Annotated in this window: 25 protein-coding genes and 1 tRNA gene; 12 read left to right on the top strand and 14 right to left on the bottom strand. The window is 28.1% G+C overall.

The features are described from left to right. A complete protein-coding gene (gene aroB / locus H0H67_RS00745) occupies positions 1-1,068 on the bottom strand; it encodes a 3-dehydroquinate synthase (protein WP_185859440.1) in 1,068 nt (355 codons plus the stop codon). A gap of 262 nt (positions 1,069-1,330) precedes the next feature. Here aroB and H0H67_RS00740 point away from each other — a divergent pair, with 262 nt between their 5' ends. Further along, positions 1,331-1,978 (top strand): DedA family protein, encoded by a 648-nt coding sequence (locus H0H67_RS00740; protein WP_185859591.1) that lies wholly within the window; start codon positions 1,331-1,333, stop codon positions 1,976-1,978. Here H0H67_RS00740 and H0H67_RS00735 read toward each other — a convergent pair. From H0H67_RS00735 to H0H67_RS00725, 3 genes are read right to left on the bottom strand one after another with little or no spacing between them, the layout of a single operon-like run. Continuing rightward, a complete protein-coding gene (locus H0H67_RS00735; RefSeq protein WP_185859590.1) occupies positions 1,975-2,409 on the bottom strand; it encodes a nucleoside deaminase in 435 nt (144 codons plus the stop codon). The genes H0H67_RS00740 and H0H67_RS00735 overlap by 4 nt on opposite strands. Before the next feature lie 26 nt (positions 2,410-2,435). After that, on the bottom strand, positions 2,436-3,092 hold the full coding sequence (locus tag H0H67_RS00730; protein WP_185859439.1) for a 50S ribosomal protein L25: 657 nt from the start codon (positions 3,090-3,092) through the stop codon (positions 2,436-2,438). After that, on the bottom strand, positions 3,089-4,027 hold the full coding sequence (locus H0H67_RS00725; RefSeq protein WP_185859438.1) for a ribose-phosphate diphosphokinase: 939 nt from the start codon (positions 4,025-4,027) through the stop codon (positions 3,089-3,091). Before H0H67_RS00725 ends, H0H67_RS00730 begins: the two co-directional genes overlap by 4 nt. Before the next feature lie 61 nt (positions 4,028-4,088). Between H0H67_RS00725 and H0H67_RS00720 the strand changes: the two genes are divergently transcribed. After that, positions 4,089-4,883 carry a thymidylate synthase gene (locus H0H67_RS00720; RefSeq protein ID WP_185859437.1) on the top strand — a complete coding sequence of 265 codons (795 nt, stop codon included), beginning with the start codon at positions 4,089-4,091 and terminating at the stop codon, positions 4,881-4,883. Between the two features lie 5 nt (positions 4,884-4,888). Here the strand turns inward: H0H67_RS00720 and thrC are convergent, their stop codons facing one another. Genes thrC through thrA form a run of 3 tightly spaced genes read right to left on the bottom strand, consistent with a single transcriptional unit; the run spans position 4,889 to position 9,642 of the window. Continuing rightward, positions 4,889-6,202 carry a threonine synthase gene (thrC, locus tag H0H67_RS00715; protein WP_185859436.1) on the bottom strand — a complete coding sequence of 438 codons (1,314 nt, stop codon included), beginning with the start codon at positions 6,200-6,202 and terminating at the stop codon, positions 4,889-4,891. Between the two features lie 33 nt (positions 6,203-6,235). Next, positions 6,236-7,189 (bottom strand): homoserine kinase, encoded by a 954-nt coding sequence (locus H0H67_RS00710; RefSeq protein WP_185859435.1) that lies wholly within the window; start codon positions 7,187-7,189, stop codon positions 6,236-6,238. 5 nt (positions 7,190-7,194) lie between these two features. Continuing rightward, positions 7,195-9,642, bottom strand: coding sequence for a bifunctional aspartate kinase/homoserine dehydrogenase I (thrA, locus tag H0H67_RS00705; protein WP_185859434.1), 2,448 nt, complete (start codon positions 9,640-9,642; stop codon positions 7,195-7,197). 202 nt (positions 9,643-9,844) lie between these two features. On the opposite strand from thrA, the gene H0H67_RS00700 reads away from it, so the two are divergent. Both H0H67_RS00700 and ureC read left to right on the top strand, forming a co-directional pair. Continuing rightward, positions 9,845-10,480: an urease subunit gamma gene (locus tag H0H67_RS00700; protein ID WP_185859433.1), complete on the top strand. Its 636-nt coding sequence runs from the start codon at positions 9,845-9,847 to the stop codon at positions 10,478-10,480. Beyond that, on the top strand, positions 10,477-12,183 hold the full coding sequence (ureC, locus tag H0H67_RS00695; protein ID WP_185859432.1) for an urease subunit alpha: 1,707 nt from the start codon (positions 10,477-10,479) through the stop codon (positions 12,181-12,183). The genes H0H67_RS00700 and ureC overlap by 4 nt, the downstream gene beginning before the upstream one ends. 10 nt (positions 12,184-12,193) lie before the next feature. On the opposite strand, the gene H0H67_RS00690 is transcribed toward ureC, so the two are convergent. Both H0H67_RS00690 and H0H67_RS00685 read right to left on the bottom strand, forming a co-directional pair. Next, positions 12,194-12,276 (bottom strand) — tRNA-Leu (locus H0H67_RS00690). 1 nt (position 12,277) lies between these two features. Further along, positions 12,278-12,577, bottom strand: coding sequence for a deoxycytidylate deaminase (locus H0H67_RS00685; protein ID WP_317168119.1), 300 nt, complete (start codon positions 12,575-12,577; stop codon positions 12,278-12,280). A 252-nt stretch (positions 12,578-12,829) separates the two neighbouring features. Here H0H67_RS00685 and H0H67_RS00680 point away from each other — a divergent pair, with 252 nt between their 5' ends. Further along, positions 12,830-13,525, top strand: a complete 696-nt coding sequence (locus tag H0H67_RS00680) for a TrmH family RNA methyltransferase (RefSeq protein WP_394366809.1) — start codon at positions 12,830-12,832, stop codon at positions 13,523-13,525. On the opposite strand, the gene H0H67_RS00675 is transcribed toward H0H67_RS00680, so the two are convergent. Continuing rightward, positions 13,520-13,999, bottom strand: a complete 480-nt coding sequence (locus H0H67_RS00675; protein WP_185859431.1) for a ribonuclease HI — start codon at positions 13,997-13,999, stop codon at positions 13,520-13,522. The genes H0H67_RS00680 and H0H67_RS00675 overlap by 6 nt on opposite strands. 21 nt (positions 14,000-14,020) lie before the next feature. Beyond that, positions 14,021-14,782 carry a lysophospholipid acyltransferase family protein gene (locus tag H0H67_RS00670; RefSeq protein ID WP_185859430.1) on the bottom strand — a complete coding sequence of 254 codons (762 nt, stop codon included), beginning with the start codon at positions 14,780-14,782 and terminating at the stop codon, positions 14,021-14,023. Positions 14,783-14,942: 160 nt separating this feature from the next. Between H0H67_RS00670 and fbp the strand changes: the two genes are divergently transcribed. From fbp to H0H67_RS00655, 3 genes are read left to right on the top strand one after another with little or no spacing between them, the layout of a single operon-like run. Beyond that, complete coding sequence (fbp, locus tag H0H67_RS00665; protein ID WP_185859429.1) at positions 14,943-15,941, top strand: class 1 fructose-bisphosphatase; 999 nt, start codon at positions 14,943-14,945, stop codon at positions 15,939-15,941. Positions 15,942-15,955: 14 nt separating this feature from the next. Beyond that, positions 15,956-16,105 carry a hypothetical protein gene (locus H0H67_RS00660; protein WP_185859428.1) on the top strand — a complete coding sequence of 50 codons (150 nt, stop codon included), beginning with the start codon at positions 15,956-15,958 and terminating at the stop codon, positions 16,103-16,105. Positions 16,106-16,127: 22 nt separating this feature from the next. After that, entirely contained in the window at positions 16,128-16,304 is a 177-nt protein-coding gene (locus H0H67_RS00655; RefSeq protein WP_185859589.1) for a hypothetical protein, read from the top strand. Here the strand turns inward: H0H67_RS00655 and H0H67_RS00650 are convergent. Further along, on the bottom strand, positions 16,295-16,870 hold the full coding sequence (locus H0H67_RS00650) for a MarC family protein (RefSeq protein ID WP_185859427.1): 576 nt from the start codon (positions 16,868-16,870) through the stop codon (positions 16,295-16,297). The two genes, H0H67_RS00655 and H0H67_RS00650, sit on opposite strands and share 10 nt — an antisense overlap. A 180-nt stretch (positions 16,871-17,050) precedes the next feature. Further along, positions 17,051-18,412 carry an orotidine-5'-phosphate decarboxylase gene (pyrF, locus tag H0H67_RS00645; RefSeq protein WP_185859426.1) on the bottom strand — a complete coding sequence of 454 codons (1,362 nt, stop codon included), beginning with the start codon at positions 18,410-18,412 and terminating at the stop codon, positions 17,051-17,053. Between the two features lie 62 nt (positions 18,413-18,474). Here pyrF and H0H67_RS00640 point away from each other — a divergent pair, with 62 nt between their 5' ends. Next, positions 18,475-19,416, top strand: coding sequence for a dihydroorotate oxidase (locus H0H67_RS00640; RefSeq protein ID WP_185859425.1), 942 nt, complete (start codon positions 18,475-18,477; stop codon positions 19,414-19,416). Here H0H67_RS00640 and proS read toward each other — a convergent pair. Continuing rightward, positions 19,410-20,879 carry a proline--tRNA ligase gene (gene proS / locus H0H67_RS00635; protein ID WP_185859424.1) on the bottom strand — a complete coding sequence of 490 codons (1,470 nt, stop codon included), beginning with the start codon at positions 20,877-20,879 and terminating at the stop codon, positions 19,410-19,412. The genes H0H67_RS00640 and proS overlap by 7 nt on opposite strands. A gap of 121 nt (positions 20,880-21,000) precedes the next feature. Between proS and rpmF the strand changes: the two genes are divergently transcribed. Genes rpmF through accC form a run of 3 tightly spaced genes read left to right on the top strand, consistent with a single transcriptional unit; the run spans position 21,001 to position 23,038 of the window. Continuing rightward, a complete protein-coding gene (rpmF, locus tag H0H67_RS00630) occupies positions 21,001-21,186 on the top strand; it encodes a 50S ribosomal protein L32 (protein WP_185859423.1) in 186 nt (61 codons plus the stop codon). A 19-nt stretch (positions 21,187-21,205) separates the two neighbouring features. Continuing rightward, the gene (accB, locus tag H0H67_RS00625; protein WP_185859588.1) at positions 21,206-21,670 is read left to right on the top strand and encodes an acetyl-CoA carboxylase biotin carboxyl carrier protein; all 465 of its coding nucleotides are present in this window, start codon (positions 21,206-21,208) and stop codon (positions 21,668-21,670) included. A 6-nt stretch (positions 21,671-21,676) separates the two neighbouring features. Beyond that, positions 21,677-23,038, top strand: coding sequence for an acetyl-CoA carboxylase biotin carboxylase subunit (gene accC / locus H0H67_RS00620; protein ID WP_185859422.1), 1,362 nt, complete (start codon positions 21,677-21,679; stop codon positions 23,036-23,038). Positions 23,039-23,045: the final 7 nt, after the last annotated feature.

The following is a 23,045-nucleotide window of genomic DNA, read 5'->3' as shown; positions in this document are numbered from 1 at the left end:
TTAGTTAAAAAAACATTCCTTGATCAAGGAATGTGGAACTTGACAGTTATAAGAACATTTTCCTATTTCTTTTAATAAAGAAAATTGAATTTTGTTATTCTCATTTTTTTTATCATATTCCATGATCATCAATATTTTTTCGATTTCTGAATCTTCTAAATCAAAAAATTTTTTTTGCATTGGATATAATGCAGAAAATTTTGATTTAATATTTTCATAATCAGAAATAGATAAACCATTAATTTTGTAAGAAATCCAAGATTCACAGATCATTCCCATGATCACAGCTATCCCGTGTAATATCTTTTCCGTATTCAGAAAATAACTTTCCAAAGCATGTCCAATGGTATGTCCAAAATTAAGTATTTTTCTTAATCCTTTTTCTTTAGGGTCTAAATCCACAATTTTCTGTTTTATTAATATAGATTGATGAATTAAATGATCCCATTGATTTATATTATTTATATCTTTTATTTGATTCATTTTTATCCAAAAATCTTTATCCGCTATTAAACCATGTTTAAACATTTCAGCCATTCCAGAAATAATCTCTTTTTTAGGAAGAGTCTTCAAAAAATGAGTATCAATAATTAAAAATTCCGGAATATAAAAAGATCCTATTTCATTTTTAATAGAATCTAAATTAACACCTGTTTTGTATCCCACAGAAGCATCTACCATTCCTAATAAAGTAGTAGGAATATTCACAAAACGAATTCCTCTTTTAAATATAGAAGCTACAAATCCACCTATATCTGTTATAACTCCTCCTCCTAAGTTTAGGATTAAACTTTTTCTATTTGCTTTAAATTTTTCCAGATTTTTACATATTTGAATGCATGTATGAATATTTTTTTCTTTTTCTCCTGATTTTATCTGAATCAAATTAGATTTTTTTAAAAAATCTATATGAGATAAAAGAATAGGAAGACAATGTTTATGAGTTCTATCATCCAACAAAATAAATGTATTTTTTATGGAATCTATTTGGTTAAGGAGATAATTTTCTAGTATTTCATAAGCTTTTTCACGAAAATATATGAAACCCACTCTATCGCTATTTTTCATTCGCATTCATTTAGCTTCACCCAACAAAATTAACTAATTTTTTATTAATCAATAAAATGAAATATTTTGTATAACCAAAAAAGCAAAAAAATAAAACCTACTATTAAAAAAAATATATTAGGGATCCATCCTAAAATATTAATAAATTTGAATAAACACTCCATAAAAAACATATTTTTTGAGTATGAAAATAAATATTTTTTTTAGGTTTTTTTCTTTATAAAAAATGGAAATATTGAATTTTGTTTCTCATATTTGTAAAATGTCTGATTTTTGGGATTTTTTTCAGCATTTATTCAATCCTAGATGGATATTTTTATATTTTGGAAAAACAGCTTTGTTTATTCTTTTAGCAATAGTTTTTGCAGAAACAGGATTTTTCATAGGATTCTTCTTGCCAGGAGATTCTTTGTTGTTTACTGCTGGAATTTTTGGAGAAGATTTATGCAAAAATTTTTATGATGTTCCTTTCTTTGTCATCATTTTAATTGTAGCGGTTGTAGCTACTCTTGGAAACATGCAAGGATACTGGTTAGGATATAAATCCGGGAAATTATTATATAAAAAAAAGGATTCCTTTTTTTTTAAGAAAAAACATCTTATTTTGGCAAAATTATTTTATAATAAATACAAAACAACTGCATTAATTATGAGTCGCTTTCTTCCAATGTTTCGTTCTTTTGCTCCTATTGTAGCAGGAGCAATCCGCATTGATTTCAAAAAATTTATGATATATAATATTATTGGAGCACTTTCTTGGACTTTTTCTATTATGTTGTCTGGACATTATCTAGATAAAAGTTTTCCTGAATTAAAAAATCATCTTGAGTGGATTATTTTATTAATCGTATTTACTACAACTTTACCGATTATTTTGAAACTTAAAATAAAAAAAAAGGCACTTATTTAATTTTTTTCATGCTTATGAATTCTTTTAAAAAGGAAGAATTTTTGGATCAGAGCTCTACACTGATTTTTCATAATTCCAGATACAAATTTAGTTTTTGGATGTAATTTAATACCAGAATACAAAAATCCTCTTCTAGAATTATTGGAAGCTCCACAAACTACTCTTCCTATTTGAGACCAAAATAAAGCTCCTGCACACATAATACATGGTTCTAGAGTGACATATAATGTGCATTTTTTTATGTATTTATTTTTCAAATAATTAGAAGCTAAATCGATTACCAACATTTCTGCATGTGCGGTGATGTTACTGAAAGTTTCAGTTAAATTATGAGCTTTTGCTATAACCACATCTTCATATGTTATTGCAGCACCTATAGGAACTTCATTTTTATGAAAAGCAATAAAAGCTTCTTTTAAAGCTATTTTCATAAAAAAAAGATCTTTTATAAAAGACATTATTTATTTTTTACTTTTTTATCTTCTTTTTTATCTTCTTTTTTATCTTCTTTTTTATCTTCTTTTTTATCTTCTTTTTTATCTTCTTTTTTATCTTCTTGAGAACTTTTAATATTTACTCGTGAATTTTTCACTCTTGCTATAAGTGTGTGAGATGGATGCAATATAACATATTGATCGTTATATAGATCTTCAACTGTTATTCTGTCTCCTATGTCTAGAGAACCAATATTTAATTCTATATATTCTGGAATATTAGATAGAAAAGCTTTGACTTTAAGTTTTCTAATTGGAGAATAATATTCTCCACCTTTAGAAACTCCAATAGGTCTTCCAAAAGATTTGACAGGAATTTCCAAGACAATAGGCTTTGATTTATCAATTTTAAAAAAATCTGCATGTAATATTTTGTCACTAATAGGATCAAATTGTATTTCTTTTTTAACTGCATTTATATTTTGATTATCTATTTGAATAATTATTTCATATACCTCCGTTGTCTCCACTATTTTTTTTATACTTTCTAATGAAGCGAAAAATGGAATATTCATATTCTTTCCATACAAAATACATGGTATTTTTCCAGAAAGTCGAATAGAATGAGCAGCTTTTTTTCCAACATTTCTTTTTTGACCGTATATATTTATATATTTCATATCACGAATTTATTACTAATGGATTCGTCTTTATGTACAGATTGCATGACTTCAGCAAAAAGTGGAGCACAAGATAAAACTTTGATTTTATCATTGGATTTGATTCTGTTTATAGGAATAGTATCTGTTACCACCAATTCTTCAAGTGATGATTGATTTATTTTTTCATATGAATTTCCTGATAAAACTGGATGAGTAGCAATAGAACGTACACTTTTAGCTCCTTGTTTTTTTATTAAGTTAGCAGCTTCTGTTAGAGTACCAGCGGTATCTACCATATCGTCTATAAGTATGATATTTTTTCCTTTAACATCTCCTATAAGATTCATAAATTCAATCTCATTTGCTTTTTTTCTTTCTTTATAACAAATAACTACATCTGTTCCCAAATAACCAGCATAACTTCTAGCTCTTTTAGCTCCTCCCATATCTGGAGAGGCAATAGTTAGTTGATCCATGTTTAATTTTTTAATATAATCAATGAATATTCTAGATGCATACAAATGATCTACAGGTATATCGAAAAATCCCTGAATTTGATCTGCATGCAAATCCATGGTCATGACTCTAGTTGCTCCTGAAGCTACCATTAAATTTGCTATAAGTTTTGCAGCAATAGGAGTTCTAGGTTTATCTTTATGGTCTTGTCTAGCCCATCCAAAATATGGTATAACAAGTGTTATATTATGAGCGGAAGCTCTACGAGCTGCATCGCACATCAATAGCAATTCCATTAAATTGTCTACTGGAGGAAAAGTAGAACCAATCAAAAAAACTTTAGATCCACGAACAGATTGTTCAAAACAAGGAGTATATTCACCATCACTAAATTCTAAAAATCGTACTTTTCCAAGAAAAGTACCATAATAAGAAGCTATATTTTCTGATAATTTTAACCCACTTCTTGTAGAAAAGAAGAGAACCTTTTGATTCATAGTTATATTTTTTTATGCAAAAATACTCTTAAAATTAAATTAAAAAATAATACTTAGGATTATGAAACAATACTTAAATCTATTAAAAAACGTATTAAAAAACGGTATAAAAAGGAAAGATCGTACTGGAATAGGCACAATAAGTATATTTGGATATCAAATGAGATTCGATTTAGAAAGAGGATTTCCTCTTTTGACCACAAAAAAATTAGATTTACGATCTATTATTTATGAATTATTATGGTTTCTGAAAGGAGACACAAATATACAATATTTAAAAGAAAATGAAGTTTCTATATGGAATGAATGGGCAGATAAAAATGGAGAATTGGGTCCAATATATGGATTTCAATGGAGAAAATGGCCTACATATGATGGACATTTTATTGATCAAATAGCTAATCTTATAGAAGAGATCAAATTTAACCCCAATTCACGACGTTTGATTGTTTCTTCTTGGAATGTAGGAATGATTAAAAATATGGCACTTCCTCCCTGTCATTTGATATTTCAATTCTATGTACTTGAAAAAAAATTATCGTTGCTATTATATCAAAGAAGTGCAGACATTTTTCTAGGTTTGCCTTTTAATATAGCTTCTTATGCTTTGCTACTCATTATGTTAGCTAAAACTCTTAATTTAAAAGAAAAAGAATTAATTCACACTATAGGTGATGCTCATATTTATAATAATCATATCAAACAAATAAAATTACAAATGAAAAGAACTCCAAGACCACTTCCAAAAATGATCCTCAATCCCTCAGTAAAAAATATTTTTGAATTTCGTTTTAAAGATTTTCAATTGAAAGACTATAATCCTTTTCCTCATATTAAGGGGGACGTTGCTGTTTAAAAATTTCATTTTCTTTCCAATAACCAATTTTTAAAAACATTGAAATCATTGGATAGTGATATTTTTTGTTTTTTTCTTTTCGTATTTAAAAATATTTCCAGTTTCTTAGGAATAAGAATTTTTTTTCGTAAAAAAAGAGGCATGTCATCTATAAATTTAATTGGATGAGCAGTTTCTAAAAAAATCGCTATAGATGAAGTATTTTTAACTTCTTGTAAATATTTTCTAAGGCCTAAATAACCAATAGCTCCATGTGGATCAAGCATGTACTTGTATTTTTTCCATACCATCTCTATAATGTCTAGAGTCTCTTTGTCCGTAAATTGATAGGAATAAAGTTTTTTTCTTAATTGAGACATATTTTTTTCGTATAAATACCATATCCTAGAAAAATTGCTAGGATCAGATATATCCATAGCATTTGATATGGTTTTTTTTACTGGAAGTGGATTATATTTTCCAGTTTTCAAAAATCTAGGAATGGTATCATTAACATTTGTGGAAGCAACAAAAAATTTGATTGGTAATCCCATTTTTTCAGCCATTATTCCTGCACAGATATTTCCAAAATTTCCACTAGGAACTGAAAAAATTAAATCTATCGGATCTTCTATTATTTGTTGATAAGTTAAAAAATAATAGAACATTTGGGGGAGCCATCTCGCTACATTAATAGAATTAGCAGAAGTTAATATATATTTTTTTTGTACTTCCTTATCTAAAAAGGCTTTTTTAACCATTTTTTGACAATCATCAAAATTTCCATCAATTTCTAAGGCTAAAATATTGTTACCCAATGTAGTAATTTGTCTTTCTTGCAAAGAACTAATTCCATTATATGGATATAAAATAATGACTTCTATTCCAGGTTTTTTATAAAAACCTTTAGCTACAGCACCACCAGTATCTCCTGAAGTAGCTACTAAAACTGTTACATTTTTTCCTATTCTTTCGGAAAAAAAACTTAAACACCCTGCCATAAATTCAGCTCCTACATCTTTAAAAGCTAAAGTAGGTCCATGAAAAAGCTCTAATACGTGAATATTATCATGAATTTTTTGCAATGGAAAAGAGAAATTTAAAGTATCATGAATAATATTATAGATAGATTTTTCTGGTATGGATTTCCCGATATAAGGCTTGATTACAGTCATAGCAATTTCATAAATATCATACCTAGAAAGGTTATAAATAAATTGAGGGGTTAGTTTAGGAATACATTCAGGGATGTACAATCCACCATCCGGAGCTAAACCTCTTAAAACAGCATCTTCGAAAGAAACTAAATCTATATGATTTTTTAAACTATGATACAACATAAAAACTATTTTTATTTATTATCCATTCTTATTTCAAAGAATTTTAGACCACTTTACTCCTTGTTGATTAATAGGAGAAGTATAAGTTTTATAATCAACTTTTAATGGAGAGTAGACACGATTCATGACTTCAGTAACTTTTTTCGCAATATGGCTTCCTTTACTTAACATGAAAACAGAGGGGCCTGAACCAGAAATACCTCCACCTAAAGCTCCTATTTCTTTACATCTAATTTTTAATTCATAAAAAGCTGGAATGAGCATCGCTCGTATAGGTTCAACTATCACATCTTCTAGAGATCTGCTTATTAAACCATAATCTTCTTGATACAAACCTGCAACTAATGCGCCTATGTTTCCCCATTGTCGAATAGCATCTGTCATTAATATTTTTTGTTTTAGAATTTCTCTTGCATCCGATGTTCTTATTTCAATTTGTGGATGTATAATGCTTACCCACAATTCATTTGGATAATGCAATTTAGTGATATCCAATGGTTTATAACTTCTTACTAAGGTAACTCCTCCCATAATAGCAGGAGCGACATTATCAGCATGAGCTGTTCCACTTGCTACACGCTCTCCTTCCATAGCAAAACGTATTAACTGTATGGTATTAAAAGGATTTCCTAATAATACATTAGCTCCATAAACGATTCCTGCAGCACTAGCTGCACTAGATCCTATTCCACTTCCAGGATGGATATTTTTAATTAATTCTATTTCGAATCCTATTTTTTCTTCTTTTTCAAATCTTTGCTTTTGTTGATATTTTTTTAACAAAAACTGTAAAGCTACAAAAGCTACATTCTTTTTTGGATCGTTTGGCAACGATGTTCCATGTATTCTCTTAATACGTATTCCTGGATTATTGGATTTATACAAAAAAATTTCATCTTTTGGAAGATCCAAAGCTAATCCAATAACATCAAAGCCACAAGCTAGATTAGCAACAGTAGCTGGTGAAAATATTTTAATCCCCTTCATGATTTTTATTTAGTAGCTTTAATAATATCTGAAAAAACTCCAGATGCAGTAACTTCTGCTCCAGCACCTGCTCCTTTTATGATAAGAGGTTGTTCAGAATAACGATATGTGTTATATAAAACCATATTATCTTTTCCTTCTAGTTGAAAAAATGGGTGACTTTGTTTAATTGATTCTAAACCTACAGAAGGAACTCCATTTTCATAACGAGCAATAAAACGCAAACGTTTTTTATATTGTTCTGCTTCATTTCTAATTTTAAAAAAATAGTCTCTGTATTTATCTAATTCTTTATAAAAATTTTCTATAGAAGTGGATTTTGAACAGGTTTCAGGAAGAAAAGATTTTTGATGAATATCACTCAGTTCTAATGTAGAACCACATTCCCTTGCTAAAATAAGGATTTTTCGCATAACATCTAATCCACTTAAATCAATACGAGGATCAGGTTCTGTATATCCTTTCAATTGAGCGTCTTTGACGACTTCTAAAAATGATTTTTTTCCTGTAAAATGATTGAATATAAAATTTAAACTTCCTGATAAAACAGCTTCTATTTTATTAATTTTATCTCCACTATTGATAAGATCATTCAGTGTACTAATGACTGGAAGACTGGCTCCTACATTAGTCTCAAATAGAAATGGAGCTTTAAAATGTCTAGAAAGTGTTTTTAATCTTTTATAATGATCATAATCAGAGGAACAAGCTATTTTATTACAGGTAATAACACCGATTCCATTTTTTAAGAATTTATCATAGGTCATAGCCATTTCTTCACTAGCTGTATTATCAACAAATAAACTATTTCTTAGATTAAATTTCCAAACTTCCTCCATAAAAGAATATATATTCATTTTGTGACCATCTTGGTTTAGATGTTTCTCCCAATGACCTAAATTCATTCCATGATTATTAAAATACATTTTTTTGCTGTTGGCTAATCCTATTACTCTAACTTGAAGTTTTAATTCTTCTAAGAGATAATTTTGTTGTTGATCTATTTGCTCAAGTAATTTACTTCCTACTTTTCCCACTCCACAAATGAAAAGATTAATTTGTTTTGGTGGACTTTCAAAAAAAGCCTCATGCAAGGTGTTTAATGCCTTTTTAAAATCAGTTTTTCTAATAACAGCTGATATATTTTTTTCAGTAGAACCTTGTGCTATAGCTCTAACATTAATACTATTTCTTCCTAAAGAAGAGAACATTTTTCCACTAGTTCCATGAAGATTTTTCATATTATCTCCTACTACAGCAATAATACAAAGATCTTTTTCTATTCTCAATGGATCAATACGTCTATGGTGGATTTCTTGAGCAAATTCACTATCTATTACAGCTTTTGCTTTTATCACATCCATTTCATGAATACCTGTGGTAATTGAATGCTCTGAAGAACTTTGAGTTATAAATATTACATTTATTTTTTCACGTGATAATGCTTCAAATAAACGTTTGGAATATCCAGGAATTCCGACCATTCCACTTCCTTCAAGAGTGAGTAAAGCCATATTTTGAATGCCAGATATTCCAGTAACGGGTTGACTTATATTTGTGTTTTTACTAATATAAATCAACGTTCCTGGGTCTAAAGGAGAAAAAGTATTTTTAATTTGTATAGGAATATGTTTTTTCATGGCAGGTTGTATCGTTGGAGGATAAATCACTTTTGCTCCAAAATGCGATAATTCCATTGCTTCTTCATAAGATATTTCCTTAATAGGAAAAGCTTGATTCACAATTTTTGGATTAGCAGTCATCATTCCACTTACATCAGTCCATATTTCAAGCAAACTAGCCGATATCGCTGAAGCTAAAATAGCCGCAGTATAATCAGACCCTCCTCTTCCAAGAGTAGTCGTTTCGTTTTCTAAAGTAGAACCTATAAAACCTGGTAAGACAATATATTCTGATATTTTTTCTCTAAAAAATTGAATAATATGGTGATTACTTGTGATAAAGTCCACTTGTGCACATCCAAATTGAGAATCAGTAATAATTAAATCCCTGCTATCTTTACAAATTGCATCTAATCCAGATTGTTTTAATTTTTCCGCAATAAGAAAAGAAGAACTCAGTTCTCCAAAACTCATGATTTTATCTAAAGAACGTTTTGAAAGTTCTTCTACCTGAAAAATTCCATCGCATAAACTTTCTAAATCATTTATGTTTTTTTTAATCCAACTAATTAAATGACTTTGATAAGTAATTGGAAACAATTCTCTGATAATATTTAGATGACGAATTTCTATTTCTTCTAGTATATTTTTATAAATATTTTTTCTTTCAGAAGCTAATTGACCACATTGTATTAATTGGTCAGTTATATTTCCTAATGCAGATACAACAATGGCATATCTTCCTTTTGGTTTTTTTTCTAATAAAGAACAAATACGTTTGATGGCATCAGAATGAGCAACGGAACTTCCCCCAAATTTTAAAACTTGCATTTTTTAATTATTTTTTAAAACAATTTTCCCATTATTAAAGATGATAACAAAAATAATGATAATTTACGGAGACGTGTTTCTTTTTATTTTTTTAAAATTTTATGATCAGTAAAAAATTATTATAATATTTCATAACTTTAAACTTGTAGAACTGTTTTTGCAACGATATTATGTTTATGAATCAAAATAACTTAAAGAAAGTATGCATTTAACTTATTATGAAAAGGAAAAAATTCTTCTGCACATGGCTGGAGAATTAGCGAAAAAACGTTTAAAAAGAGGATTAAAATTAAATTATCCTGAATCTTTAGCTTTAATTGCTCATTATGTAATGGAAGGAGCACGTGATGGAAAAACGGTAAAAGAACTTATGTATGAAGCTGGAAATATTCTGAATGATGGACAAGTTATGGATGGAGTATATGAATTACTCAATAATGTTCAGATAGAGGCGACTTTTCCTGATGGAACAAAATTAGTCACTGTACACAATCCTATTAAACCTATTAAAAAAAATAGAAAAGAAAACTCTAATATGATTCCAGGACAATATGATCTTCTTAAAGAAGATATTGTTTTATTACCTGGAAGGTCTCGTATAGAGAGAGTTGTGTCTAATTCTGGAACTCGTCCTATTCAAGTAGGATCTCATTTTCATTTTTATGAAACAAATTCTTATCTTCTTTTTGAAAGAGAAGGAACTAAAGGATATAGATTGGATATTCCTTCTGGAAGATCTGTTCGTTTTGAGCCAGGAGAAACAAAAGAAGTCATATTAGTAGAAATAGGAGGAATAAAAAAAATTTATGGATTTTCAGGAAAAGAAAATACAACATGAAAAAAATAGACAGAGAATCTTATGCCAGTATGTATGGTCCTACAAAAGGAGATAGAATTCGTTTAGGAGATACATCTTTATGGATTGAAATAGAAAAAGATTATACTATTTATGGAGATGAATGTGTTTTTGGAGGAGGAAAAGTCATTAGGGATGGAATGGGGCAACATCCATTTGCTACAAGAAATGAAGGAGTTTTAGATTTAGTGTTGACCAACGCTATCATTGTTGATCATTGGGGTATTGTTAAAGCTGATCTTGGGATCAAGAATGGAGTTATAATTGGGATAGGAAAAGCAGGAAATCCATACTTTATGGACGGAGTGACTCCAAATATGTATATTGGAGCAGGGACAGAAGTTATTTCTTCTGAAAATTTAATTGTAACAGCTGGAAGTGTAGATAGTCATGTTCATTACATATGTCCACAATTATTTGAAGTTGCATTAGAAAATGGAACCACTACTATTATCGGAGGAGGATCAGGTCCTGCCACTGGAACTATAGCCACAAATTGTACTTCTGGTGTATGGAATATTCAAAGAATGTTAAAAAGTACAGATCATATTCCTATCAATTTTATTTTTCTTGCCAGTGGGAATAGTTCTCATCCTGAAGCTTTAATTGAACAAGTAGAAGCTGGTGCTGGAGGATTCAAAATACATGAAGATTGGGGGAGTACTCCTTATGTTATAGATCAATGTTTAAATGTTTCTGATAAATTAGATGTGCAAGTCAATATTCATACTGATTCACTAAATGAATCAGGTTATATTGAGGACACTTTAAAGACATTTAAAGGGAGAACCATTCATACTTATCATACAGAAGGAGCTGGAGGAGGTCATGCTCCTGATTTATTGAAAGTAATATCTTATTCTAATATATTGCCTTCATCTACAAGCCCTACTATGCCTTATACTTTCAATACGATTGATGAACATTTAGATATGTTAATGATTTGCCATCATTTAGATTCTAATTTGCCGGAAGATATAGCTTTTGCTAAATCTAGAATTAGGTCTGAAACTATTAGCGCAGAAGGTGTTTTACATGATATGGGAGCTATTAGTATGACTAGTTCTGATTCACAAGCTATGGGAAGAATCGGAGAAATAGTGAAAAGAACTTGGCAAACAGCTGATAAAATGAAAAAACAAAGAGGTTCTCTTAATGAGGACAATCAAAAAAATGATAATTTCAGGGTAAAAAGATATATTTCTAAATATACCATAAATCCTGCCATTAGTCATGGTATATCAGAATATGTAGGATCTGTAAATGTTGGTAAAATGGCAGATTTAGTATTATGGAAACCCTCTTTTTTTGGAGTCAAACCGGAATTAGTCATAAAAAGTGGAATGATTGTATACGCTAGTGTGGGAGATCCTAATGCTACCATTCCTACGCCTCAACCATTCATGTATCGTAAAATGTTTGGTTATTTTGAACCAAAATTAAGCAGTATTTTTGTTTCATCGAGTGCGATCAATCATGGTTTTTTTGAAAAAAATGAAATAAAAAAACAAATAAAAATAGTAAAAGGATGTCGTTTTTTATCCAAAAAAGATATGGTGTTAAATGGGGAAACTCCAAATTTAGAAGTGGATCCAAAAAGCTATAATGTTTATATAAATGGGGAAAAAATTGTATCTAATCCTTCTGATATTTTGCCACTTGCTCAAAGATATTTTTTATTCTAAAATATTTTTGTACCCAGGGCGGGATTCGAACCCGCATGATGTAAAATCACTGGATTTTGAGTCCAATGCGTCTACCAATTTCGCCACCTGGGTTTTATTGCAGTTTTTTTATTTTTATCTTTAATCTGTTCAAAAAAATCATTCCTTTATCGTTTTTTGTATAATTGTGTAGATATATGACTTTTATGATCCTAGATTGATAAATCAATTTACAACATTCTTGACATGGAAAATGTGTAATATATATAGAAGATCCTTCACAAGATAAGGAAGAATAAGAAAGTTTTAATATTGCATTTGCTTCTGCATGTATAACATACCATTTAGTTTGTCCATTTTTTTCTTCACATATATTCTCAAATCCAATTGGAGTTCTATTATATCCATAAGATATGATTTGATTATTTTTAACTATAATAGCTCCTACTTTTTTTTTTTACAAAAAGATAATTTTGATCGTTCAATAGCCAATTCCATATACGCTACGTCATCGTATTTATTATTATAAAATTTTACCATTATACAAAAATGAAAAAATGATAAAAATACATAGTTTACAAAATACAAAAATTAAAGATTTAATAAAAATTTATAAAAAAAAAATTATATCAATGAATTTGTTGTTGAAGGAATAAAAGAATTTGAAATGGCTATAAAAGGCAATTTTTTTCCAAAAAAAATATTTATATGCGAAAAAATATTCACAGAATATAGTATGATTGAATCATACCATTCTATTACTTTTTTGATCGGTATGAAAATTTTTAAAAAATTAGCATATAGAAAGAATTCAGGTGGAATTATTGCTTTATTTAGAGAAGAATCATCGATAGATCATAAACTAAAAAACGAAAAAATAACTGATAATTTTTTAATCCTTATATTAGATGGAATCGAAAAACCTGGTAACATAGGAGCCATATTAAGAACAGCTGATGCTGCAGGTGTTAATATTATTATATTATGTAATATGAAAACTTACATTTATAATTCTAATGTTATCAGATGCAGTTTAGGAAGTGTTTTTACAAGGAAAATTTTTATAGAAAAAATAGAATCGATCATTTCTTGGTTACAAGAAAATAAAGTAAAAATTGTAGTAACAGGATTTTGTAATCATAAAAAAGCTAAAAATTTATATAAAACTAAACTGAGTGATTCAAATTTAGCCATTGTTTTCGGTTCAGAAAATAAAGGAATATCTAATATTTGGTTAAAAAAAGCAAATGAAATTATAACTATTCCTATGTTTGGAAATGTGGATTCATTAAATGTCAGTCATGCTGTGTCTATAATAATGTATGAGATGATTAGACAAAAAAATTATGCTGTTTATTTATAAAAATTTATTCTGCTTTTCATACACATAATCTATTTTTAGAGTTTTTCTTTTAGAAGCTTCTACAGATAATCTATCACAATAATCATTAATATAATGATTATTGTGAGATTTAATCCATTGAAAAATGATAAATTGTTTATGAAAAATATCTAAAAATCTTTTCCATAGATCTACATTTTTTTTATTAAAAAAATTATTTTCTTTCCATTTATAAATCCAATTGTTTTGAATCGGATTGACTACATATTTAGAATCAGTAAAAACTACAATATTTTGTTTTCTTTTTTTGATTTCTTCTAATCCGACAATAACTGCTAATAGTTCCATTCTATTATTCGTTGTATAACGAAATCCTTCTGAAATTATTTTTCTATTATAAGAATTTCCAATCGTTTCTATAAAAACTCCATATCCTCCTGGTCCAGGATTTCCTTTTGAAGAACCATCAGTATAAATATGAATTTTTTTATTCACGAACAATTCATATTAAAATTTTTAATTATTTTCTTTTTCACGATCAAATTTTTCTAATTGATATTTTATCAAATTGAAACATTTTTTTTTCAAATCATTTTTATCTTTTAAGGATAAATTTTTTGTTGATATAGAATGATGTTGTTTGATTCTTATTTTTCCTGGTCCACCTTTCATAATAGAAAAACTAGGAAATTTTGTTTTTATATCAGCTATAGTAAAGGGAATAATGGAAATTTTCTTGATTATGGCTATAAAAAAAGCACCACTCTTGAAATGATCCAAAAAAACAGACTGATTAGGTACCCCCCCTTCTGGGAAAATGCAAACACTTTTTCCAGAATCTACTTTATCCTGTATTTTTTTAAATACTTGTATACAACTAGATAAATTTTTTCTATCTATAAGAATATTGCTTTTTTTGTAAACAAAACCAAAAAATGGAAGTTTAGCTAATTCCGCTTTTCCTACAAAAACTAGAGGATGATTTCTCATTAAGGAATAAATTAACATAATATCCATGATAGAGGTGTGATTACTGATAATCAAGTATTGTTTATTTTTGTCTAACTTTTCTTCATCTTTTTCTAATACATACCAAAACCCCATGAGAAATAGATTGCTTCTAGCCCACATTTGATGAAACCAATATACAATGGGATAATATTTATCTTTAAAAAGGAATGGAATAGAAGCACCTGCCCATAATGGAATTAAAAATATGTTGATAATAAAAAACCATGCACGCCATAATAATATAAGTGATACTTGCAGAATTTTCATCAATAAAATTTAATAAAAATATAAGAAATTTTTAATAACTTTATAAAGTTTATTGATATATTCTAAAAATTCTATCTAGAAAAATAAAATATAGATATTATTTGAAAAAATAATCTGATCTTTTTACTTTGTAGAAAGTATTGCGTTTTCTGATAAATGTATGTATACATTAGGAGAGTTTGTTATAGAAAATAGAGATCGTTTCTCGTATTCAACTGAGGCTTTGTTGCGATTGTTTAGTTCTATTAAATTAGCTTCTAAGGCTATTCATAAAGAAGTCAATAAAGCGGGGTTAACTGAAGAAATTATAGGAAGTTCTGGAGTTACTAATATTCAAGGAGAAAATCAACAAAAATTGGATGATTTTGCTAACAAAGCTTTTATTGAATCTTTTAAAAGCAGAAATGTAGTTTGTGGAATAGCTTCCGAAGAAAGTAAAGATTTTATAGTGATAAATAATAAAAAAGAAAATCCTTTACAAAATCAATATATTGTTTTAATAGATCCACTTGACGGATCTTCCAATATAGACGTCAATGTATCTATAGGAACTATATTTTCCGTATATATGAGAAAATCTTCTATTCAAATGAATGTAACAATAGAAGATTTTTTGCAAAAAGGAAATCAACAAATCCTTGCAGGATATATTATTTATGGATCCTCTACTATACTGGTGTATAGTACTGGAAATGGAGTTCATGGATTTACTTTAGATCCTTCAGTCGGAACTTTTTATTTATCTCATCCTAATCTTTTTTTTCCTAAAAAAGAAAAAATTTATTCTATTAATGAAGGGAATTATGCAAAATTTTCTAATGGAATTAGGAAATTTATAAAATATTGCCAAGAAAAAAAAGAAAATCGTCCTTATACGGCAAGATATATTGGATCTTTGGTAGGAGATTTTCACAGAAATATGATACAAGGAGGAATATATATCTATCCTAAAACCGCTTCTTCTCCAGAAGGAAAATTAAGATTGCTTTATGAATGCAATCCAATGGCTTTTCTAGCAGAACAAGCTGGTGGAAAGGCTTCTGATGGAAAAAAACGAATTTTAGATATAGAACCTACAAAATTACATCAAAGAACTCCATTTGTATGTGGTCCCATAGGAATGGTATCCAAATTAGAAGAATTTATTAGTAATTATTAATTGTGAATTATCACATGAAAAAAAAAGGTAAAAAAATTTTTGATAAAGTCATAAAAAATGGAAAATATTTGTTGGTAGATCCTGTTTGTTCTGTTTTTCTATTAAATTATGAAAAAAATTCATTAATCAATTTAATTGGAACTTTAGTAAAAAAAAAATTTTAAAAAATCGGTTCATCGAAATAGAATAAAACGTTTATTAAGAGCTTGTTTTTCATTGAATAAATTTATTTTGGAAAAACATATAAAAAACAAAAGTTTTTATATCATTCTCATTTACAAAAATTTATCTATTCCTAGATTTCAAGATATAAATAGATCTATTAAAAAAATTTTCAATAAAATAAAAAAAGATTATGGTTGAAATAATTGACCTGCATTTGCTCCAAAAATTTTAACGGCAAAAGCTAATAAAACAATTCCAAATATTTTTTTGAGTATGTCTAACCCACTGTTTCCTATTTTTTCAGCTATAAAATCGCATCTATCTATCACAAAATAGACAACTATCATGTTGAGTATCAAAGATAAAAGAATAACATTTACGTCATAAGTTGTTCTTAATGAAATTAAGGTAGTTAAAGATCCTGGTCCAGCTATAAGAGGAAAAGCTATTGGAACAATAGAAGTTTGAGCATTTTCTGTCACCTTATGAAAGTCCACCCCTAATATCATTTCTAAACCAATTAAAAACAATACTATAGATCCTGCTACGGAGAAAGAGTGAACATCCACTCCAATAATTTTGAGCATAGGTTGTCCTAAAAATAGGAAAGATAAAAATATAACAAGAGAAGTAATTATAACTTTTTTAGTATCTATTATATTTCCTTTTGATTTGAATCCCATAATAATGGGAGCATTTCCTAATATGTCAATAATGCTAAAAAGGATCATAAAACAACTAATTAATGAATTTATCCATTCCATATTCAAAATTTATTCTAAAGAATTTTTACTTTTTTACGAATTTATCGATAAATAACGAACACGTTTACAATAAGTTATCATGTTTTTTTCTAAAAAAAACAAGATCTTAATCACACATACAAATTAAATAAAAATATAATCAGTATCATTAATTTTTTTGAAAAAAACTCACAAATTCATTCAAAGACCATTTTCATACGCTTTCCATCCTGCGTTTCTATATTCTTCTGCTGCTATTTTTGGATTGTTAGACTGGTAAATAGCTCTTCCTACAATGATAAAGTCACTTCCATTTTTTTCAAAAGCTTGAGTGGGATGAATATAGCTATTTACTAAATTATTTGAATTAGAAAAATGAATTCCAGGAGTAAATAGTAATAATCTATCGTCTACTTTTCTTTGTGCCACAGTTCCAATAACTTTCGGGTTTTTCAAAGAAATATTTAATGCTTTTCTTATATAATTATCATCGGACAATCTTCCATAAGAAGACATTTCAGATATCGTAATTAAACCCATACTAGAAGGAATATTCAAGTTCTGTAGACTCCCACTACCCGCAAATACGTGCGCAGTGATAATATCCGCCCAAGAAGAAATCTTATATATTCCATAATGTAATTGAAGATAATTAGTAGGACCTACATCACACAATTTTCTATCTTCAAGTAGTAAAAAATTTTTTTCTATAGAAATATTTTTAAGAGAATTTATAAATGAAAATGAAAAATCATTAATAATATCTACATGAAGTTTTAATCCACAAATGATATCTCCAACTAAATTGACTAATTTCAATATATTTTTAGAATGTACTAAATCCGCAGAAACGATCAGATTGGTTTTTTTTTTCAATGTAATCTCAATAAGTTTTTTTCCTATAGGATGAGAAGTTTTTTCTTTTTTTTCTTCATAAGAAATACGTTTGTTTTGAAAATTTTTTATATTTTTTTTGCTAAAAAAAAATTGAATCATGTGTATTTTTTTTTTTTTTAAAAAATGTTTTTTTTCTAACATTTTTAAAACTTCTCCTATACGAAATAAAGTTCGTATATTATATCCCCTTTTTTTTATATTTTCTGTTCCTCCTTGTTCTCTATCAAGAATGGACATAATATCTTTTATAATCAATCCTTCTTTTTCAAGATCTATTACAGTTTTTAATAAACTATCTCCACTTGTTATGACATCTTCTATGAGAAGACAATTTTGTCCTTTTTTGTAAATTCCTTCAATCATTCGCTTGGTTCCATAACCTTTATTTTCTTTTCTTTTAATAATTAACGGAATATTAGACCTCAAAGATAAAGTTGTAGCTATAGGCAAAGCGGCGTAAGGAACTCCACAAATTAGTTCAAAATTAGTATATGAAACTTCATGAAGAAGTAAATCTGATAATTTGATTAATAAATCTGGTCTAGAAGCTATTGGACGAAAATCTATATATATGGGAGAATTCATTCCACTTTTCAAAGTGAAATTTCCAAATTTGATGATTCCTAAATTGTAAATTTTTAAAAAGAACTGTTCTTTTTCTTCCATAAAAAAAACTGTTTTGGTAAAGTTAAAAATTTTATACTTGGATATTATTATAATTGACTGATATGATTATGAAAAAAATAGATATTTCTGCTCATATAAATGAGATTCAACTTTCATCATGTATTATGAATGCTTCAGGAGCTCTTTGTACTACAGATCAAGAATTGTCCGATCTTTTAGATAGTTCTTCTGGTGCTATAGTCACAAAAAGCTGTACAAGCAGACCAAGAAAAGGAAACATCAAGCCAAGATATTTTGAGTGGAATATGGGAAGCATAAATTCCATGGGATTACCTAATCTTGGAATAGATTTTTATTTAAATTTTTTAGAAGAAAAAAAAACAAAAAAACCTGTTTTTCTTTCTATATCCGGATTATCTATAGAAGAAAATTTTTTTCTCATTAGAAAAGCTAATTATTCTTCAAAAATTACGGCTATAGAGTTGAATTTATCTTGTCCAAATCTTCAAGAAGAAGTATTAGGAGACGATTTACACAAAATTTATGGTTTTTTAGAAAATGTATTTAAATTTAATGAAAAACCTTTAGGAATTAAACTTCCTCCTTATTTCAAGGAGGGATACATCAAGAATATGTCTTTAATTTTGAATCAATTTCCTATTATTTTTATTACTTGTATTAATAGCTTACCCAACGGAATCTTTGTTGATACGAGTAACGAAACAGCAGTAATACAACCCAAAAATGGATTTGGAGGGATTGGTGGATCAATTATAAAACCATTTGCACTAGCTAATATTCGTAAATTTTATACTTATCTTCGAAAAGATATTTCTATTATAGGATGTGGAGGAATTTCTTCTGGAAAAGATATTTTTGAACACATATTATGTGGGGCTTCAGCTGTTCAAATCGGAACACAATTGATGAAGGAAGGAGTTACAGTATTTGATAGATTAAAAAAAGAATTTACTCTTTTTTTACGGAAAAAAAATTACTCATCGATAAATAGTTTTAAAGGAAAATTGAAAAAATTTCAATAAGATTTAGAAAAAACAACTCTTTGAAAAGAAGGGGTACCAGAATAAATACATTTTCCTTTTTCCTTTTCATGAGATAAGGGAATACAACGTATAGTGGCTTCTGTTTCTTCTTGAATTTTCTTTCCTGTATTTTTTGTTCCATCCCAGTGAGCAAGAATGAATCCTCCATAATCATTGATTTTTTGTTTAAAATCGTTGTAATGATCTGATTTTATGGTTAGTTTTTTCATTCTATCTAAGGCTTTTTGGTAAATATTTTTTTGTATTTCATCAAGTAATTTAGGAATCAAATTTTTTAAGTTTATCCAAGATATGTTATATATTTTCTCATGTGTATCTCTTCTGAAAATTTCAACTTTTTCATTTTTGATTTCGTTTGGACCTATACTGATTCGTATAGGGACTCCTTTCATTTCATATTCATTAAATTTCCATCCAGGAGTAAATGTTATTCTATTGTCATATTTTACTCGTATTCTTTCCTTTTCTAAAATATTTATAATTTTTTGGACCATATCATTTATAATTCCAAACTTTTCTTTGTCTTTATATATAGGAATAATAACAATTTGTATAGGAGCTATTTTTGGAGGGATGATTAAACCTTTATCATCAGAATGTGACATGATTAATCCACCTATTAATCTAGTAGATACACCCCAAGAAGTCGACCATACATATTCTTTTTTTCCATTGTAATTAGTGAATTGAACATCGAAAGCTTTCGAAAAATTTTGTCCTAGAAAATGTGAAGTACCAATTTGTAAAGCTTTTCCATCTTGCATGATAGCTTCTATACAATATGTTTTTTCGGATCCATAAAATTTATCCATGTATGGTTTAATTCCTTGTAAAACAGGAACAGCCATAATATTTTCAGAAAAATCTGTATAAATGTTTAATATTTTTTTAGCTTCTTCTATGGCCTCTTTTTCCGTAGAATGAGCAGTATGTCCTTCTTGCCACAAAAATTCGGTAGTTCTAAGAAATAAACGGGTTCGCATTTCCCACCTCAATGCATTCCCCCATTGATTTAATAAAATAGGGAGATCTCTATAAGATTGAATCCAACGTTTATAAGTTTTCCATATGATACTTTCAGAGGTGGGTCTAATTACTAATTCTTCTCGTAATCTTGATTCAGGATCAAGAACCAATTCATTTTTATTTTTTTTCAACCTATAATGTGTAACCACAGCACATCCTTCAGAAAATATCTCAGTGTGTTCTTTTTCTTTTGAAAAATCGGATTTAGGAATTAGTAAAGGAAAATAAACATTTTTATGTCCTGTATTTTTGAGCATTTTATCTAGTTTTTGTTTCATGATTTCCCATAAAGAGTATCCATATGGTTTTATAATCATAAAACCACGTACACCCGAAAATTCTGCTAAACCAGACTTTACGACTATTTCATTATACCATTTTGAATAATCCTTATTTCGTTTAGTTAATTGGTTCATAAAACATGAGAAATAAAAACAACAAAAACATCTGTTCAAAAATAAAGATATAAAAAAAAATTATTAACACATTTAATTTTATTTCTAAATTAGTGATTTATTAAACAAACTAATATTTTTTATGGCACATCCTAAAAGAAGACAATCTAAATCCAGAAGAGATAAAAGAAGAAGTCATTTGAAAATCAAAGAGCCTTTATTAGTGAAATGTGCTTTAACAAATCAAAAACATTTATATCATCACGCTTATTGGTATGAAAAAAAACTCTATTATAGAGGAAAAATTGTATATAATAAAGAAGAATAAAGATCCTGATAATAAATTTATGGATTTCAAAAAAATTAAGTCACTTATTCAATTTGTTTCAGAATCAAATATTAGTGAAATAAGGGTTAAAATAGGGACCACTAAAATTCATATAAAAAATAGGATATTTATAAGAAAAAATGAAAAAAATTTATGGAATTCTGCTTATTCTAAAATGTCTTCCTCTATTTCTGATTTTTCTGATAGATTTTCCAAAATAGAAAAAGAAAACCGAAATCAATATTTAACAATAAAATCTCCTATGATAGGAACATTTTATAGAAAACCTCATCCAGATCAAGAACCTTTTGTGAAAATAGGAGATAAAATAAAAATAGGAACAAAAGTTTGTGTGATAGAAGCCATGAAATTATTCAATGATATTGAATCTGAAGTCGATGGGAAACTTGTTAAAATTCTTGTAGAAGATTCTTCTCCAGTTGATTATGATCAACCTTTATTTCTTTTAGATCCCAATTATTAATCTTTTATGTTTAAGAAAATATTAATAGCTAATCGTGGTGAAATTGCTTTGAGAATAATACGAACAGCCAAAGAAATGGGAATAAAAACTGTGGCTGTTTATTCTACAGCAGACAAACATAGTCTTCATGTTTATTTTGCAGATGAAGCTGTATGTATAGGACCTCCTCCTCCATATCAATCCTACCTCAATGTTCCAAATTTAATTTCTGCAGCAGAAATTACAAATGCAGACGCTATTCATCCTGGATATGGATTTTTGTCTGAAAATGCATATTTTTCATCCATGTGTCATAAACATGGAATTAAATTTATAGGAGCTAAACCAAATCATATGATTCAAATGGGGAATAAAATTTCGGCTAAAAAAACTATGAAAAAAGCTGGAATTTCTTGTTTACCTGGATCTGATTGTTTTTCGGAATATTCTTATAAAGATATAGAATATCTTGCAGACAAGATAGGATATCCTATTATCATTAAAGCTGTTTCTGGAGGTGGAGGGAAAGGGATACGATCTGTTTTTGAGAAAAAAAGTTTAATAAATTCTTGGGAAGAAGCTAAAAAGGAAGCTTGGTCATGTTTTGGAAAAAAAGATATGTATATAGAAAAATTAATTTTAGATCCAAGGCATATAGAAATACAAATTATAGGAGACAGATATGGAAAAGCATGTCATTTATCCGAAAGAGATTGTTCTATTCAAAGAAGAAATCAAAAACTAGTAGAAGAAGCTCCTTCTCCATTTTTAACTCCATCTCTTAGAAAAAAAATGGGTGAAGAAGCAGTTAAAGCTGCTGAATTTATTCATTATGAAGGAGTAGGAACTATAGAGTTTTTGGTAGATCAAAAGAAAAATTTTTATTTCATGGAAATGAATCCAAGAATACAAGTAGAGCATACTATAACCGAAGAGATTACAGGTTTAGATTTAATTCAAGAACAAATATTTTTAGCTTGTGGAAAAAAACTTTCCAGAAAAAAAAATTTTTATCCAAAAATGTATTCAATAGAATGCAGAATTAATGCAGAAGAACCATATCATAATTTTCGACCAGTTCCCGGAAAAATTACTCAGATGCATTTACCAGGAGGAAAAGGAGTCCGTGTAGACACACATATTTATGCAGGATATTTTGTTACACATCATTATGATTCTATGATTGCTAAAATTATCACTACAGCAAAAAATAGGAAAGAAACCATTGAAAAAATGCGTCGTTCTTTAGAAGAATTTGTGATAGAAGGAATCCAAACTACTATTCCTTTTCATAGAAAACTTATGCAAAACGATGATTTTTTGAAAGGAAATTATAATACGAATTTTTTAGATAAAATAGATTTAAATCTACTATTGTCAAATCATTGAAAATGAA

It is taken from the genome of Blattabacterium cuenoti, from assembly GCF_014251575.1.
Lineage (GTDB): Bacteria > Bacteroidota > Bacteroidia > Flavobacteriales > Blattabacteriaceae > Blattabacterium > Blattabacterium cuenoti_N.
The sequence above is the reverse complement of the archived record's forward strand: the minus strand, read 5'-3'. Positions and strand labels throughout refer to the sequence as shown.